General features: G+C 49.4%; 9 protein-coding genes and 1 riboswitch. Of the genes, 6 read left to right on the top strand and 3 right to left on the bottom strand.

Translation table 11 applies throughout. The annotated features are described in order from the left end of the window. Positions 1–7 precede the first annotated feature (7 nt). The 6 genes from AC50Y5_RS15465 (at position 8) to AC50Y5_RS15440 (ending at position 10,050) form a co-directional block, all read left to right on the top strand. Positions 8–1,339 (top strand): glycosyltransferase family 4 protein, encoded by a 1,332-nt coding sequence (locus AC50Y5_RS15465; protein ID WP_494861860.1) that lies wholly within the window; start codon positions 8–10, stop codon positions 1,337–1,339. Then, the gene (locus AC50Y5_RS15460; RefSeq protein ID WP_494861858.1) at positions 1,332–6,905 is read left to right on the top strand and encodes a non-ribosomal peptide synthetase/MFS transporter; all 5,574 of its coding nucleotides are present in this window, start codon (positions 1,332–1,334) and stop codon (positions 6,903–6,905) included. Before AC50Y5_RS15465 ends, AC50Y5_RS15460 begins: the two co-directional genes overlap by 8 nt. Continuing rightward, a complete protein-coding gene (locus AC50Y5_RS15455) occupies positions 6,895–7,761 on the top strand; it encodes a hypothetical protein (RefSeq protein WP_494861856.1) in 867 nt (288 codons plus the stop codon). The genes AC50Y5_RS15460 and AC50Y5_RS15455 overlap by 11 nt, the downstream gene beginning before the upstream one ends. Positions 7,762–7,813: 52 nt before the next feature. Then, positions 7,814–8,998, top strand: a complete 1,185-nt coding sequence (locus tag AC50Y5_RS15450) for a GHMP family kinase ATP-binding protein (protein ID WP_494861854.1) — start codon at positions 7,814–7,816, stop codon at positions 8,996–8,998. Between the two features lie 27 nt (positions 8,999–9,025). Continuing rightward, on the top strand, positions 9,026–9,766 hold the full coding sequence (locus AC50Y5_RS15445) for a nucleotidyltransferase family protein (RefSeq protein ID WP_494861852.1): 741 nt from the start codon (positions 9,026–9,028) through the stop codon (positions 9,764–9,766). Between the two features lie 104 nt (positions 9,767–9,870). Further along, the gene (locus AC50Y5_RS15440; RefSeq protein WP_494861851.1) at positions 9,871–10,050 is read left to right on the top strand and encodes a hypothetical protein; all 180 of its coding nucleotides are present in this window, start codon (positions 9,871–9,873) and stop codon (positions 10,048–10,050) included. Positions 10,051–10,054: 4 nt separating this feature from the next. On the opposite strand, the gene AC50Y5_RS15435 is transcribed toward AC50Y5_RS15440, so the two are convergent. The 3 genes from AC50Y5_RS15435 to AC50Y5_RS15425 form a co-directional block, all read right to left on the bottom strand. Continuing rightward, positions 10,055–11,158, bottom strand: coding sequence for an NADH:flavin oxidoreductase (locus AC50Y5_RS15435; protein WP_056041745.1), 1,104 nt, complete (start codon positions 11,156–11,158; stop codon positions 10,055–10,057). A gap of 86 nt (positions 11,159–11,244) precedes the next feature. Then, positions 11,245–11,556, bottom strand: coding sequence for an ArsR/SmtB family transcription factor (locus AC50Y5_RS15430; protein ID WP_056041743.1), 312 nt, complete (start codon positions 11,554–11,556; stop codon positions 11,245–11,247). 181 nt (positions 11,557–11,737) lie between these two features. Continuing rightward, on the bottom strand, positions 11,738–12,856 hold the full coding sequence (locus AC50Y5_RS15425; protein ID WP_056041742.1) for an NADH-dependent flavin oxidoreductase: 1,119 nt from the start codon (positions 12,854–12,856) through the stop codon (positions 11,738–11,740). A 129-nt stretch (positions 12,857–12,985) separates the two neighbouring features. Continuing rightward, positions 12,986–13,183, top strand: a riboswitch (cobalamin riboswitch). Positions 13,184–13,291: the final 108 nt, after the last annotated feature.

The following is a 13,291-nucleotide window of genomic DNA, read 5'->3' as shown; positions in this document are numbered from 1 at the left end:
GGCAAATATGAAGCTTTTACTAGCTCAAAATGCATCCTATTATCCTGCACTGGGTGGAGCCAATAAGTCCAACCGAACGCTTATGGAAGCGTTAAGCCGCTTAGGGCACGATTGCCGCGTCGTTTCTACAGCATTGGTCAATAGCGCCTCAGAACAAGACCAGCGGGGTGTTGGTGAGCTTGAGGTTATATCCTCAAGCCCCGAAGTTTCCGTTTTCAACCTTAAAGGTGTGGCTATTCATGCTGTGAAAGTACGAGCAGCGATGGACAGCGCAAGGTTGAAGAATTATTTGATCAGGCAAATGAATGAATTTGCGCCCGACAGAATTTTAATTTCGACGGAGGACGTCGGGCATTTACTGCTGGAGGCTGCCGTGAACCATGCGGCTTCCAGAGTCGTGTACCTTGCCAGGACAACCCTCTATTTGCCCTTTGGGCCGGATTGTTTTTTGGAGGCGCCTGATAAAACAGAGCTGCTGCGGAAAGCGGCTGCCATTGTTGTCGTTGGCGATTATTTGAAGGACTATATGTGGCAGTGGGCCAAGCTCAAAGCAGAGGTGCTGCCCATTTCTTTGTTTGGCGATGGTCCTTTTCCCGACTTTGGAAATTTCGATAAAGGCTATATTGCCATGGTTAATCCATGTGCCTACAAGGGGATTTCCATTTTTCTAGAGCTGGCGCGCGCGTTTCCTAACCACGCATTTGCAGCCATACCGACATGGGGTACAACCTCCGATGATATGAAAGCGCTAATGGAGCTCAAAAATGTTCGTATTTTTGATCCAGTAGACGATATGAATAAGCTTTTCTGCCAAACCCGCGTTATGCTCGTACCGTCGCTGTGGGCTGAGGCCAAATCAAGAACGATCGTAGAAGCTATGCTGCGAGGCATCCCGGTGTTGGCAAGTGACGTCGGAGGAAATCCTGAAGCTAAGCTGGGAGTGGAGTATGTGCTTCCGGTAAATCCGATTAAGGGCTACAAGCAAGCCGTTGATGAGCGCAGCCTGCCCGTATCGGACATTCCGAAGCAGCATATAAAGCCTTGGCAAGAGGCATTGGAGCGTTTATTGCGTGAGAGGGAGCACTATGAGGATATATCACGGCGCTCCAGAGAGGCTGCGCTGGATTACATCGAAAATAGGGGAGGCAGCAGGCAGGTTGAAGCGTATTTGCTGAATTTGCAAGTCGGAGCGGAAAATACGCAGCAGCCAGAGCTTGTCCCTGCCTTTAAAGAGAATGCCGTTGCCCAAATGACCGACAAGCTTACTCCTGCGCAGAAGGCGCTGCTCGCCTTAAGGTTAAATAAAAAAAATCAAAGCCGGGGTAATGACCATGAGTAAAGGATTGGAGAACGAAGCGCTTGCTGATAAATGGAGTGGCCTTTCGGACAAACAGAAGGCATTGCTGGCTCTGAGGATGAAAAAACAAAGTATAGAGCAGCCGGCGCCAAGCTTGAAGATAACCCGGCTGGAGAGGAACGGCGAAGACCGTTTTATCGCCTCCTATGCGCAAAAGCGCTTCTGGTTTCTTGACCAGTGGCATACGAACAAGGCCGCCTATAATACCCATCTCGTTTCCAAGCTGAGGGGCAGGGTGGACGTGAACGCGCTCCAGCAAACCTTCGATGCGATTATGAACAGGCATGAGATTTTGCAAATGGTTTACCAAAATCGTGAGGATGAGGTTTATTGCTGCCGTCACCCGAAGCCGGTTATGACGATTGCTGAGAAATCCGTGAAGGCCTTCACCAGAACGAAGCTGGAGGGGGAAATCGAGGACTTTGTCCACGATGAGGTCCATAACCCTTTTGACTTGGCCAACGATTTGCCTATACGGGTGACTTTGCTGTCTGTCTCAAAAAAGGAGCATTACCTGATTATCGTCGTTCACCACATCGTGTCGGATATGTGGTCCCTCCGTGTCATGAACAAGGAAATTGAAGTGCTGTACAATGCCTATGCTGCTGGGCAGCAGCCGGAGCTTCCAGAGCTTCCCGTACAGTATATGGATTATGCCGTATGGCAAAGGAATCTATTAGAGGGAAAAGTAACAGAAAGACAGGTCCAATACTGGAAGGAGACACTCGCAGGAGCGCCTCCGTGTCTGCAATTGACGACGGATTTTCCCCGTCCAGATGTTCAAACCTATAATGGGAAAGTTCATAAATTTATTATTCCAGAGGGAATAGCGGACAAAATCCATACGCTTGCAAGTGCGGAAGCGATAACCCCCTTTGTTTTTTCATTAACGGCTTTTGCTATCCTGCTTAATCGCTATACGCAGGCTGATGATATCGTTATCGGCTCGCCGATTGCGGGGCGTACCCATAAAGAAGTGGAAGACCTAATGGGCTTGTTCATCAATACCCTTGCGATTAGAATTCAATTGTCTGGCAATCCCCGAATGAGGGAGCTGCTGCAAACCGTCAAAAAAACGGTTATGGGCGCAGTCGCAAACCAGGAGCTTCCGTTTGAAAAGCTGGTGGAGGAATTGCAGATTGAGCGTGATTTAAGCTATTCCCCGGTTTTTCAGGCGATGTTTAATTATCAAAGCATGGAGAAAACCGTTCTTCAGCTGAGTGAGCTGGAAGTCCGTCCTTTTTTGCGCAGCAACAATACGACCAAGTTTGATTTGAATCTTGCCGTCAAATACATTGAAGGCGAAATGACCTGCTTCTTAACCTACAACACCGATCTATTCCTTCCTGAAACGATACAGCGCATGGCCGGCCATTACATGGAGATCGTTTCCTCCATGGCTGACAGCTTAAGCTTAAAGGCTCATGAACTTGAGACGCTTACCCCACTAGAAAAACAAACGCTGCTCTCAGAATGGAGCTTTTCCGAATACAAAAATCATCCTGATGTTCCGTATGTTCACAAGCTCTTTGAGGAGCAGGTGCTGATAAGCCCAGATGCGATAGCGGTTGCTTGCCAGGGCAGATCCTACACCTACGAGGAGCTCAATCAAAGAGCCAACAAGCTTGCCCGCTATTTATCCGCGAAAGGAGTTGGCCCTGAAAAACGTGTAGCCTTGTTTGCGGAGCGTTCACTGGAAACCGTAGTAGGCATTCTGGGCATTTTGAAAGCAGGCGGAGCTTACGTTCCACTCGACCCGCTGTTTCCCGTTGACCGCATCAAGTACATACTGGACGATGCCTCAATTGATATTGTCGTTGCAGAGAAGCATTTAACAGTTTCTTTAGGCGATGCGGCAGCTGCCGAATGGGTTTATCTGGATGCCGATTGGCCTGCAATCGCAGAGCAAAGCGGTGACAATATGGCAGTGCCGCTGCAGCCTGCCAATCTTATTTACATCATCTATACATCGGGCTCTACAGGCAAGCCAAAAGGGGTTGCGGTCGAGCATGGAAATTTTCTGAATTACTATTTTGGCGTGATGCAGCGGCTGGATGTCGAGCCGGGGCTTAAATACGCGATTGCTTCCACCTTTGCGGCTGACCTCGCCACCATTAACGTTTGGGCTGCTTTAAATACGGGCGGGCAGCTTCATATTTTGACCTATGACCAGTCCGTCGACTCGCAGCAATATGCCAAATATTTCAGGGAACACGGAATCGATGTCATCAAAATGGTGCCAAGCCATTTCAAGGCGCTGCGGGAACGGGCGAACCTCCACGATATCATTCCTAATAAACGGCTTATCCTTGCTGGCGAGCCCTCCTATTGGGACATGATTGATGACATCAAGGCAGCGAAGCCTGAGACGCAGATCCAGATCCATTACGGGCCGACTGAAACGACGGTGTCTATGCTGACCTATACCGTAACCGACAAAAGGCCTGTGCAGCATACATCGGTATTGCCGCTGGGCCGTCCGCTGCCGAATGTATCCATCTATGTGCTGGATGAACATTTGCAGCTCGCGCCTATAGGAGTTCCCGGGGAGTTATTCATTGGCGGACCTGGTGTTGCCAGAGCATATTTAGGCAGGCCAGAGTTAACCGCAGAAAAGTTTATTCCGAATCGATTTGACGCGCAGAAGGGCGGACGCCTTTACCGGACCGGAGATATTGTCCGTTATTTGGAAAACGGCCATATTGAGTTTTTGAGCAGGGCTGACGAGCAGGTGAAAATCAGGGGATTCCGAATTGAGCTGGGAGAAATTCAATCCTCGCTGCTCGAATACCCCGGCATCAAGGATGCTTTTGTGAACGTCCGTGAAGAGGCCAGCGGCGAAAAAAAGATCGTTGCCTATTATGTGCAGGACGGCTCACAGCCGGTTAACCTATCCGCACTGCGGAACGCTCTGAAGGAAAAGCTTCCAGGCTACATGATTCCTGCCGTATTTATGGAACTGGATAAAATGCCCTTGAACGCTAATGGCAAGGTGGAACGCAGCGCTCTGCCTGCTCCGAATGCCGTAGAAGCAGCTTCGGAAAGCGACTATGAAGCGCCGCGGGACGAATTGGAAGTGAGGATGGCTGCTGTATGGTCCGTGGTTTTGAACATCGAGAAAATAGGAATTAACGATGATTTCTTTAGTTTGGGAGGGGATTCCTTCAAGGCGGTCCAGGTCGTTCGGGGAATCGATCATGCGCTGAGCATTATCGACCTGTTCAAATATCCGACGATTGGGGAACTGTCTGCTATCGTTTCTCAAGGCAGTACGGACAGCGGGGATGTTCTCCACCGTCTTTCGAGAGAAAAGGACGCCTCCGAGGAGGTGGCCATCGTATGTGTTCCTTTTGCCGGGGGGAGCGCGATTTCCTATCAGCCGCTAGCGGATGCGCTGGCGGATCATTACGCCCTGTATGCGGTTCAAGTTCCTGGGCATGACTTCAGCAAAAAAGATGAAGCTCTTGAGCCCTTGGAAGAAGTTGCAAGGCGCTGTGTGCAGGAAATAAAGGACAAAGTATCCGCCCCATCCATCGTCGTCTACGGGCATTGTCTTGGAGGCGCTCTAGCAATTGAAATAGCTAGACTGCTGGAGCAAGAGAATATGAGCCTTGCTGGTGTCGTGATGGGAGGGAATTTTCCTGTATCGCAGCTGCCGGGCAAGCTGTTCAAGCTGTGGAACAAGCTATTGCCACGGGACCGCCGTATTTCAAACCGTGCCTATATGGATATGCTCCGTTCTTTGGGCGGCTTCAGCGAGACGCTCTCAGGGGAGGAACGGGATTTTATTATCCGCAGCCTCAGGCATGACCGTCGTGAAAGCGAGCGGTATTACTCGGATCGGTACGCCGCTGCTGAGCCTGCGAAATTAAAGGCGCCACTGCTTTGCATTGTCGGCGAGCGGGACAGGACGACCGAGTTTTACGAGGAGCAGTATAAGGACTGGGAGTTTTTCAGCAGCCATGTGGATATCGACCTGATTCCGAATGCGGGACATTATTTCTTTAAGCACCAGTCCCATGCCGTAGCGGATAGCATTGGAGCCGGCCTGAAAGCGTGGCAGCAGCAGAAGGAGAAACAGGAAAACGAGGGGTACGAGGACAACCAGAACCCAAATACCCGGGAAACGGCATCATCGCCGGAAGTGCTGCCGAATTTGCGAACGCTTTTCATTTTTGTATTTGGTCAGTTTATTTCGATGATGGGCTCCAGCTTGACGGGATTTGCAATGGGCTTATGGGTTTACAGCCATTCAGGCGCGATTATGGATTTTGCCGCAACGCTGGTGTTCCATCGCCTGCCGGGTATATTAATGCTTCCTTTCGCCGGCACTTTAGCGGACAAGCAGGATCGCAGGCTTATTCTCATTTGGAGCAATGTTTGCTCCGCGCTGGTCACGATTATGATTGCCTTGTTCTTTTACAGCAACTCGCTGCAGACCTGGCATATTTATGTCGCGGTGGCGGCTATATCGATCGCCAATGCCTTTCAGCGTCCGGCCTACTTGGCGGCAGTTGCCCAAATTGCGCCAAAGCGCTATCTCGGCCAAGCCAATGGAATTGTGCAGCTGGCTACCTCTTCAAGTGAAGTGCTGGCGCCGCTGCTCGGGGGCGTTCTCGTATTGACGTTTGAGCTGCCGGGCATTCTTTTCATCGACTTCCTATCCTTTCTGTTTGCTATATCGACATTGCTCTTTATTCGATTTCCGAATTCCTTATTCCGCAAAATTGAAGAGCCCTTTTGGGCCCAAATGGCCGGAGGCTGGAATTTTATAAGGAAGCGCAAAAGCTTCGTGGCGTTGATTTTGTTTTTTATGGTTTCCAATTTGATGCTGGGCATGGCCAACGTCCTCATAACTCCGCTCGTTTTAACCTTTGGATCAACTGTTGTACTCGGAATGGTGACCTCGGCCATCGGCATAGGGGGACTGGCAGGCGGAATCGCTATGGGTTTATGGGGCGGTACCCGCAGAAGGGCGGAGGGCATGATTGGTTTTAGCTTGCTAATCGGCCTTTCCTATATCGTGATGGGGCTAACGCCGATCGTTGGGCTGGTTATGGCAGGCGTATTCGCTTACGGTGTTTCGCTGTCGATGACAAATGCCCACTGGCAGACGCTGATCCAATCCAAGGTGCGGGCCGAGCTGCTGGCGAGGGTTTTTTCGATCAATCAGCTATTCGCTTTGCCTACCATTCCGCTGGGCTACTATATTGGCGGCCTGCTGTCGGACAACATTTTCAAGCCGCTGTTTGTCGATCATCCGGAGCTTGTGAAAAGCCTGGGCTGGCTCGTAGGCACGGGACCGACACGGGGAATCGGCCTGCTGTTTATTTTAATCGGCTTGTTTATGGCGGCATGGAGCTTCCTCGGACTAAGGTATAATCCGCTCCGGTATATGGACGATATTTTACCCGATGCCATTCCGGGGCCGCTGTTTATAAGGGATAAGGATCGCATACAGCAGGAGGAAGATCGGGAACTGGAGCGGATAAATAAACAGCTGGCGAGTAAGAAAGTTTTTAGCAGGGGGAAGAGCTATGATATTTAATGTAATGACCGTATTGAACAGTGATTATTTTGACTTTGGAAAGCTGTTTGTTAATTCCTTTTATGACAATGTCGATTTAAGCCGGATTCATAAGCTGTACGTTTACGATACGGGACTATCCGAGGACGATAAAAAATATTTGTCTGTTTTTCCGCAGATGGAAATTGTATCAACCGAGCTGAACACGAAGCATGTGCTGCTTCACGATGAGGACTGGCGCAAAAATGTATACTCCAAAACCGCTTTTCTGCTGCAGGTCATTGAAAAGGATTCGCTGCCAACCGTCATGATCGATTCCGATTGCCTGTTCCTTGCCGATTTCACCCACTTAATACCGGAAGACGTTGATTTTGTCGCCTGCCGCCGCGAAGAGCAGGAAGCCTTTTGTGAATATATCGCCTCCTTCTTTGTGATCAATTCCATCGCCAAGGCTCCTGCGTTCATACGGGAATGGCGGGAGGAAATGTATTACGGGACGGAAAACCATAAGGAAAGCCCAGCATTGTCGCGCTTGATCAATAAGGGCGGCTATCAGGTCTATGCAATCAAGGAAGATTTGGTATCCTACACCGGTACTGAATTGACGGCGGATGTAACCATTGCCCATATGAAGTCGACAAGAGGGCTGCGGACGGTCGAGCAGAGAGTTAGCCAGTCCCATTTGAAAGCGTATAAGGAAAAGTATTTGACGAAAATTCCTATAGCTGCTGTTGGGGAAGCGTTCGAAGCGATGTTTCGGGAGACGGCTGCGGAGGCGGCGCCCGAGCAAGGTGCCGGGAAGGAGCGCGCCTCTGCTTTGGACAATATTTCGCCAGAGAAAAGAGCGCTGCTGCTAAAACGGTTGAAGAAGGGCTGATTGCCTATATTTACGATATACGTTGCCTTCACAAAAAGAGGGAGTGTAGGAAATGGACCATTTGGAACAACGGTTAAAGCTCAAATATCCTCATCTTAAAAATCAGGTAAAAACGATTAAATCGCCGCTTCGCTTTTGTCCCTTCGGGGCTCATGTCGATCATCAAGCCGGGCTGGTAGCCGGGATGACGCTGGATATTTCGGTGGATATGGTTTATGTTCAGAATGAAGAAGAATATATAAGAGTGCAAAGCTTGGATTTCCCCGACGAGGAATATTTTCATCTGGATCAGGTTCCGGCGATGGTGCCGGGATTTTGGGGCAATTATTTAAGGGGGGCCGTCCTGGCTTTAAGAAAGCAAAATATTTTAAAGTACGGCATTTGCGCATTAGTTAGAGGCAAGCATCCGATTGGCGGCTTGAGCTCGTCAGCAGCGGTAACTACCGCCTATTTGCTGGCCCTTTGCGACGTGAACGGGATCAAAATTCCTTCGCTTGAGCTCATTAACTACAGCCACTGGGTGGAGAATCATTTTATTGGGCTGAACAATGGCATACTGGACCAGTCGATCAATATTTTAAGCCGTGAAGGCTATTTGACCGTGATGGATACCAAAACCAAAAGCTATGAGTTAATCGAAAGGCCGCAAGCGATGCCGGAATTTGAAGTTGTTATTGTTTATTCCGGTGTGAGCAAGGCCTTAATCGGGACCGACTATAACAACCGTGTAGATGAATGCAAAGTGGCCGCATGGCTCCTGCACGAGATGGCCGGCTTGCCGATGAAAAACCTGAAAGGAACCCAGCTCCGAGATATTGAGCATGAGGTTTACCAGGAGCATAAGTCAGGCTTGCAAGGCAGATTTCAAAAGCGGGCAGAGCATTTTTTCACCGAGAATGAACGTGTGAGGCAAGGCGCCGAGGCGTGGAAACAGGGGGACCTGCAAAAATTCGGCAGCCTGATGCTTGAATCGGGGGAAAGCTCCATTCATAATTATGATTGCGGCTGTCCAGAGCTGATCAGCATTTTCCGTATCCTTAAGCATACAGAAGGCGTATATGGAGCCAGATTCAGCGGAGCGGGCTATAGAGGCTGCTGTATTGGGCTCGTAGATCCCGCTTATAAGGAGCAGATCAAAGCCGCCATTGATGCACAATATCCAAAGCAGCATCCAGCGTATAAGGATTTGTATCAGGTTAGCTTCAGCAAAACCGATGATGGCGCGCGAATTATATAACTGGGGTTAGAAGCGAGGGAAATACGAATGAAGGCCATTATTTTAGCAGCGGGTTACGCAACTCGCCTTTATCCTTTGACCAAGGACTTTCCAAAGCCTCTTCTGGAGGTTGGAGGGAAAGCAATCATGGATCATATTATGGAGAAGATTGAAAGGGTTAGCTTAATTGACGAGATTTTTATTGTGACTAACCATCGTTTTTATGGGCATTTTGTTAATTGGGCGAGCCAATCAGACTATTCTAAGCCGATTAAAGTCATCGACGATCTGACGACAAGCAATGAGGACCGCTTAGGGGCTATTGCCGACTTGCAGTTTGTTCTGGAACAGGAAAAGCTGGACGATGATGTTCTAGTCATGGCTGGCGACAATTTGTTCGACTTTGAACTAACCGAAATGGTTCATTTCTATCAAAGCTCGGGGACAGATACGATTGCAGCCCATGAGATGGATGACATCGATTTTCTGAGGCGCACAGGTGTCATACAAATCGATGGCAATGGAAAAGTCATTGCTTTTGAGGAAAAGCCTGAACAGCCCAAATCCAATTTGGCATGTCCGCCGTTTTATATTTACGGGCAGTCAACACTGCCTTTAATCAAGCAGTATTTGGTAGAGGGCAACAACGCTGATGCACCGGGCAATTTTGTGCCTTGGCTGATTCGGCATAAAGAGGTTCATGCCTACAAGTTTGAAGGGCAGCGCTTTGATATCGGGACATTGGAGAGCTATCAAGAGGCTAGAGCGTTATTCGCGAGGCAGAATTAGTAGATAAAATAGCTAGGGTGTGTATGCAAGCCTAAGTCGCCCTGCTACTCCTTATTTGGAGGACTGAGGTTCCGCTATTCTGGCTGTTGAGCCGATTCCAGGCTATGAGCGGACAGGAAATCCGTTATAACCCTCATTATCCCGTCAAAACAGCTATTGGTGGCACATTAGCGGCTCCTGAGTCCGCCAAGTCTATCTTTGTGGAGGTAGAAACATTAAAATCCCCAGCTCCTCCAATCCGTGAAAAAGGAGGAGCTGGGGATTTATTAGGTTATGAGCAATAGGTTCTTAATGCAGCGTCTGCAAAGCAGCCGGCGTAAACGGAATTAATTCATCTTGCCGTCCGTCGCGGACTTTATCTGACCAGGCAGGATCGACGAGCAGGGCACGGCCGACAGCTACGAGATCAAATTCGCCTGCATCCAGGCGTGAGGCCAAATCATCCACATTGGCGTTTTCTGCGCCTTTGCCTTCGGTGAAGAGGCTCATGAAGTCGCCGTCCAAACCTACGGAGCCAACAGTAATCGTTGGTTTGCCGGTAAGCTTTTTCGTCCAGCCTGCAAAGTTTAGGTCCGAGCCTGCAAATTCCGGCTCCCAGAAGCGGCGGGTTGAGCAGTGGAAAATATCTACGCCAGCTTCAACAAGCGGAGCAAGAAATTGTCCCAATTCCTCAGGAGTGCTCGCAAGCTTCGCTGTATACTCGGACGATTTCCACTGTGACAGACGGATAATAATCGGGAAATCAGGCCCTACAGCTTGGCGGCAAGCTTCAATGATCTCAACCGCAAAACGTGTTCTGGACAGCATATCGCCACCATAACGATCCGTCCGTTTATTCGTTTTCTCCCAGAAAAATTGGTCGATCAAATAGCCATGTGCGCCATGCAGCTCAATGCCGTCAAAGCCAATCCGTTTTGCATCAGCAGCTGCTTGCGCGTAAGCTGCAACAAGGCCTTTTATTTCGGCTTCAGTCAAAGGCTCATTAACAACCTCGCCCTCGGCGGTAACACCTGAAGGACCAATCGGCAGTGCTTCCGGGTTCGGATGGGAGCCGACCTTGCGCGTTGTGCCAACATGCCAAATTTGCGGAACGATTTTGCCGCCAGCTTGGTGAACGGCTTCAACGACTTTTGCCCAGCCATTTAAAGCAGCTTCTCCATGAAAGTTAGGAATGTTTGGATTATCAGTGGCAGCCGGATGGTTAATCAGCGTACCCTCTGTCACAATTAAGCCAACGCCGTTTTCGGCGCGGCGTCTATAGTAGGCAACTACATCTTCGCCCGGAACGCCATTTGGAGAAAAACCGCGGGTCATTGGTGCCATTACAATACGGTTAGGCAGTGTAAGTGGACCTGCTGAGAAAGGCTTGAACAACGATTGAATTGAGCTCATGAATAAAATACCTCCTAATTGAATGAAAAATCTATAATTCTATAAAAATAGATATAAAAGCATGAAATGAGCAGGAGTAAGCAAGGTTATAGCTCATCCTGAATCATTTCTTTGAAAAACTGAATGTTAGCTTCATTACGCCTGTAATAGGTGTGCTGCCCGATCCGTTTCGACTCCAGTAAGCCTGCTTTATGCATTTTCACTAAATAGCTGGATATAACGGATTGCGCAAGTCCTGTTTTTTCTGCAAAAGAACCGACACATACGCCTCCAGCAAACTGACACGCATCGGTTAGATGGCATTGAGGCCCAAAATGCTCCTCAGGCGTTTTCAGCCATTTTAAAATATGGTACCGTTTCTCGTTAGACACAGCTTTAAGTATTGACAAAGTATCCATGAGGCTTAGTATATCTATTTTTATAGAAATGTCAAATTGTTATTTTATAAAATATAGGAACGGGTATCGTAACGCGATCCGTTCTCTATATTTCTCGGACTGAAACGCGCCGCGCCGCCGAAGGACGGCGACAGCCGTTTCACCTTGTGACTATTTGTGAGCGAATGGTTGGATTTTGCGCTTATTCCGTTATCGGGAACCAGCCTGGCGCATGCGTAATCGCTCCCCATAAGCCATTCGGGATGACGAGGCGCTCCTGATCTTGCTTGGATAGCGTAGTCACAATATCCTGCTCGTTGCCTTGCTTGATTTTCTCCGTCCAATCCGGGTCCATAATGAGCTCGCGGCCAAGGGCGATAAACGGCACGCCGGAGTTTTTCGCCTCAAGCGCTTCTTCTGCGGTTGTGATGCTGCCGACACCGATGAACGGAATGTGCTCGCTGTATTTTTCGACGAACCATGCCATGCGGCTTTGCGAATCCTGCTCGCCTCTGCGCGGCTTCGACCAGAAATCTTGAAGCGACACATGCAAATAATCCAGCTTCATCTCGATTAGAGCGTTAACCAGATGGTACGAATGCTCCATCGTTAATCCTTCTTCTTCCGGCTCCTCCGGCGAGAAGCGATAGCCTACAAGAAACGGCTGCGGCGCCATAGCGGCTGCCTTCTTAACAGCTTCAACGACGTAGAGCGGGAACGCCATACGTTTATGAACAGAGCCGCCCCAGTCGTCGGTACGCACATTGGAAGCCGGGGAGTAAAATTGCTGCAGCAGGTAGCCATTGGCACCGTGAATTTCAACGCCGTCAAAACCAGCCTCAATCGCGCGGCGTGTCGCTTCGCCAAAGTCGGCGATAATCGACTTGATTTCCTCCTCGTTCAGCTCGCGTGGCACAATTCCGCCCTCCTGCTGGGCAATGCTGCTGGCACTCACCAAATCATCATTTGGCACTAGGCCAGGGAAGCATGATCTTCCGCCATGGAAAATTTGCAAAATCGCTTTCGCACCTTGGCTTTTAATAGCATCGGCCAGACGCTTGAGGCTTGGAATCATTGCGTCCGTATCCGCGCCAAATTCGCCGGGGAAGCCTTTGCCGTTGCGGCTCACGTAGACGCACGCTGTAACGACGATGCCGGGCCCAGCACTGCGGCGGCTGTAGTAGGCAAGCTCTTCATCAGGCACGGTGCCGTCCGGATTGGACGAGCAGGTTGTCATGGGCGCCATGACAATTCGATTATGTACAGACATGCCGCTCGCGAAAGTGAATGGTTCAAATAAAGGCTGAAATTGTGGTTTCATCAGTAGTTCCCTCCAGTTACGAAATGCTATGTGCTTTATTTTATATCAGATAATTACGAAAGGAAAGTGGAGTGGAAAGGTTGCTTAAATGAAAGGGCTGGTATATAATCAACCAGATTTGCAAACAACTGAAAAATTGTGGGAATAAGGTGCAACAGCTGCGGCTGGAGCTTAAAAGGGAAGTTCGGTGCAAAACCGACGCGGTCCCGCCACTGTTACGGATTAGCTGAAGCTACAAGGCCACTGATCTCGCTTAGCGGGATTGGGAAGGCAGCTTCCAGTACAATTTCCGGTAGCCAGGAGACCTGCCTGTTCTGACAACACTGCTGTAACCTACGGAGGATAGGGAAGTGTTAGCGCGCATGCTTATTTGCTATGATGGAAAATAACAATAACAGGCAGCTCTATCTTTCCTATGACTGGAGGTAGATCTGT

The organism is Paenibacillus sp. JT22N7, assembly GCF_059383875.1.
Note: the sequence above shows the minus strand (reverse complement) of the source record. Positions and strands in the feature narration are given on the sequence as shown.

Bases quoted from the DNA above. Each gene is read 5' to 3' on its own strand.
- AC50Y5_RS15465 (WP_494861860.1), top strand. From the start codon at position 8: ATGAAGCTTTTACTAGCTCAAAATGCATCCTATTATCCTGCACTGGGT.
- AC50Y5_RS15460 (WP_494861858.1), top strand. From the start codon at position 1,332: ATGAGTAAAGGATTGGAGAACGAAGCGCTTGCTGATAAATGGAGTGGC.
- AC50Y5_RS15455 (WP_494861856.1), top strand. From the start codon at position 6,895: ATGATATTTAATGTAATGACCGTATTGAACAGTGATTATTTTGACTTT.
- AC50Y5_RS15450 (WP_494861854.1), top strand. From the start codon at position 7,814: ATGGACCATTTGGAACAACGGTTAAAGCTCAAATATCCTCATCTTAAA.
- AC50Y5_RS15445 (WP_494861852.1), top strand. From the start codon at position 9,026: ATGAAGGCCATTATTTTAGCAGCGGGTTACGCAACTCGCCTTTATCCT.
- AC50Y5_RS15440 (WP_494861851.1), top strand. From the start codon at position 9,871: ATGAGCGGACAGGAAATCCGTTATAACCCTCATTATCCCGTCAAAACA.
- AC50Y5_RS15435 (WP_056041745.1), bottom strand. From the start codon at position 11,158: ATGAGCTCAATTCAATCGTTGTTCAAGCCTTTCTCAGCAGGTCCACTT.
- AC50Y5_RS15430 (WP_056041743.1), bottom strand. From the start codon at position 11,556: ATGGATACTTTGTCAATACTTAAAGCTGTGTCTAACGAGAAACGGTAC.
- AC50Y5_RS15425 (WP_056041742.1), bottom strand. From the start codon at position 12,856: ATGAAACCACAATTTCAGCCTTTATTTGAACCATTCACTTTCGCGAGC.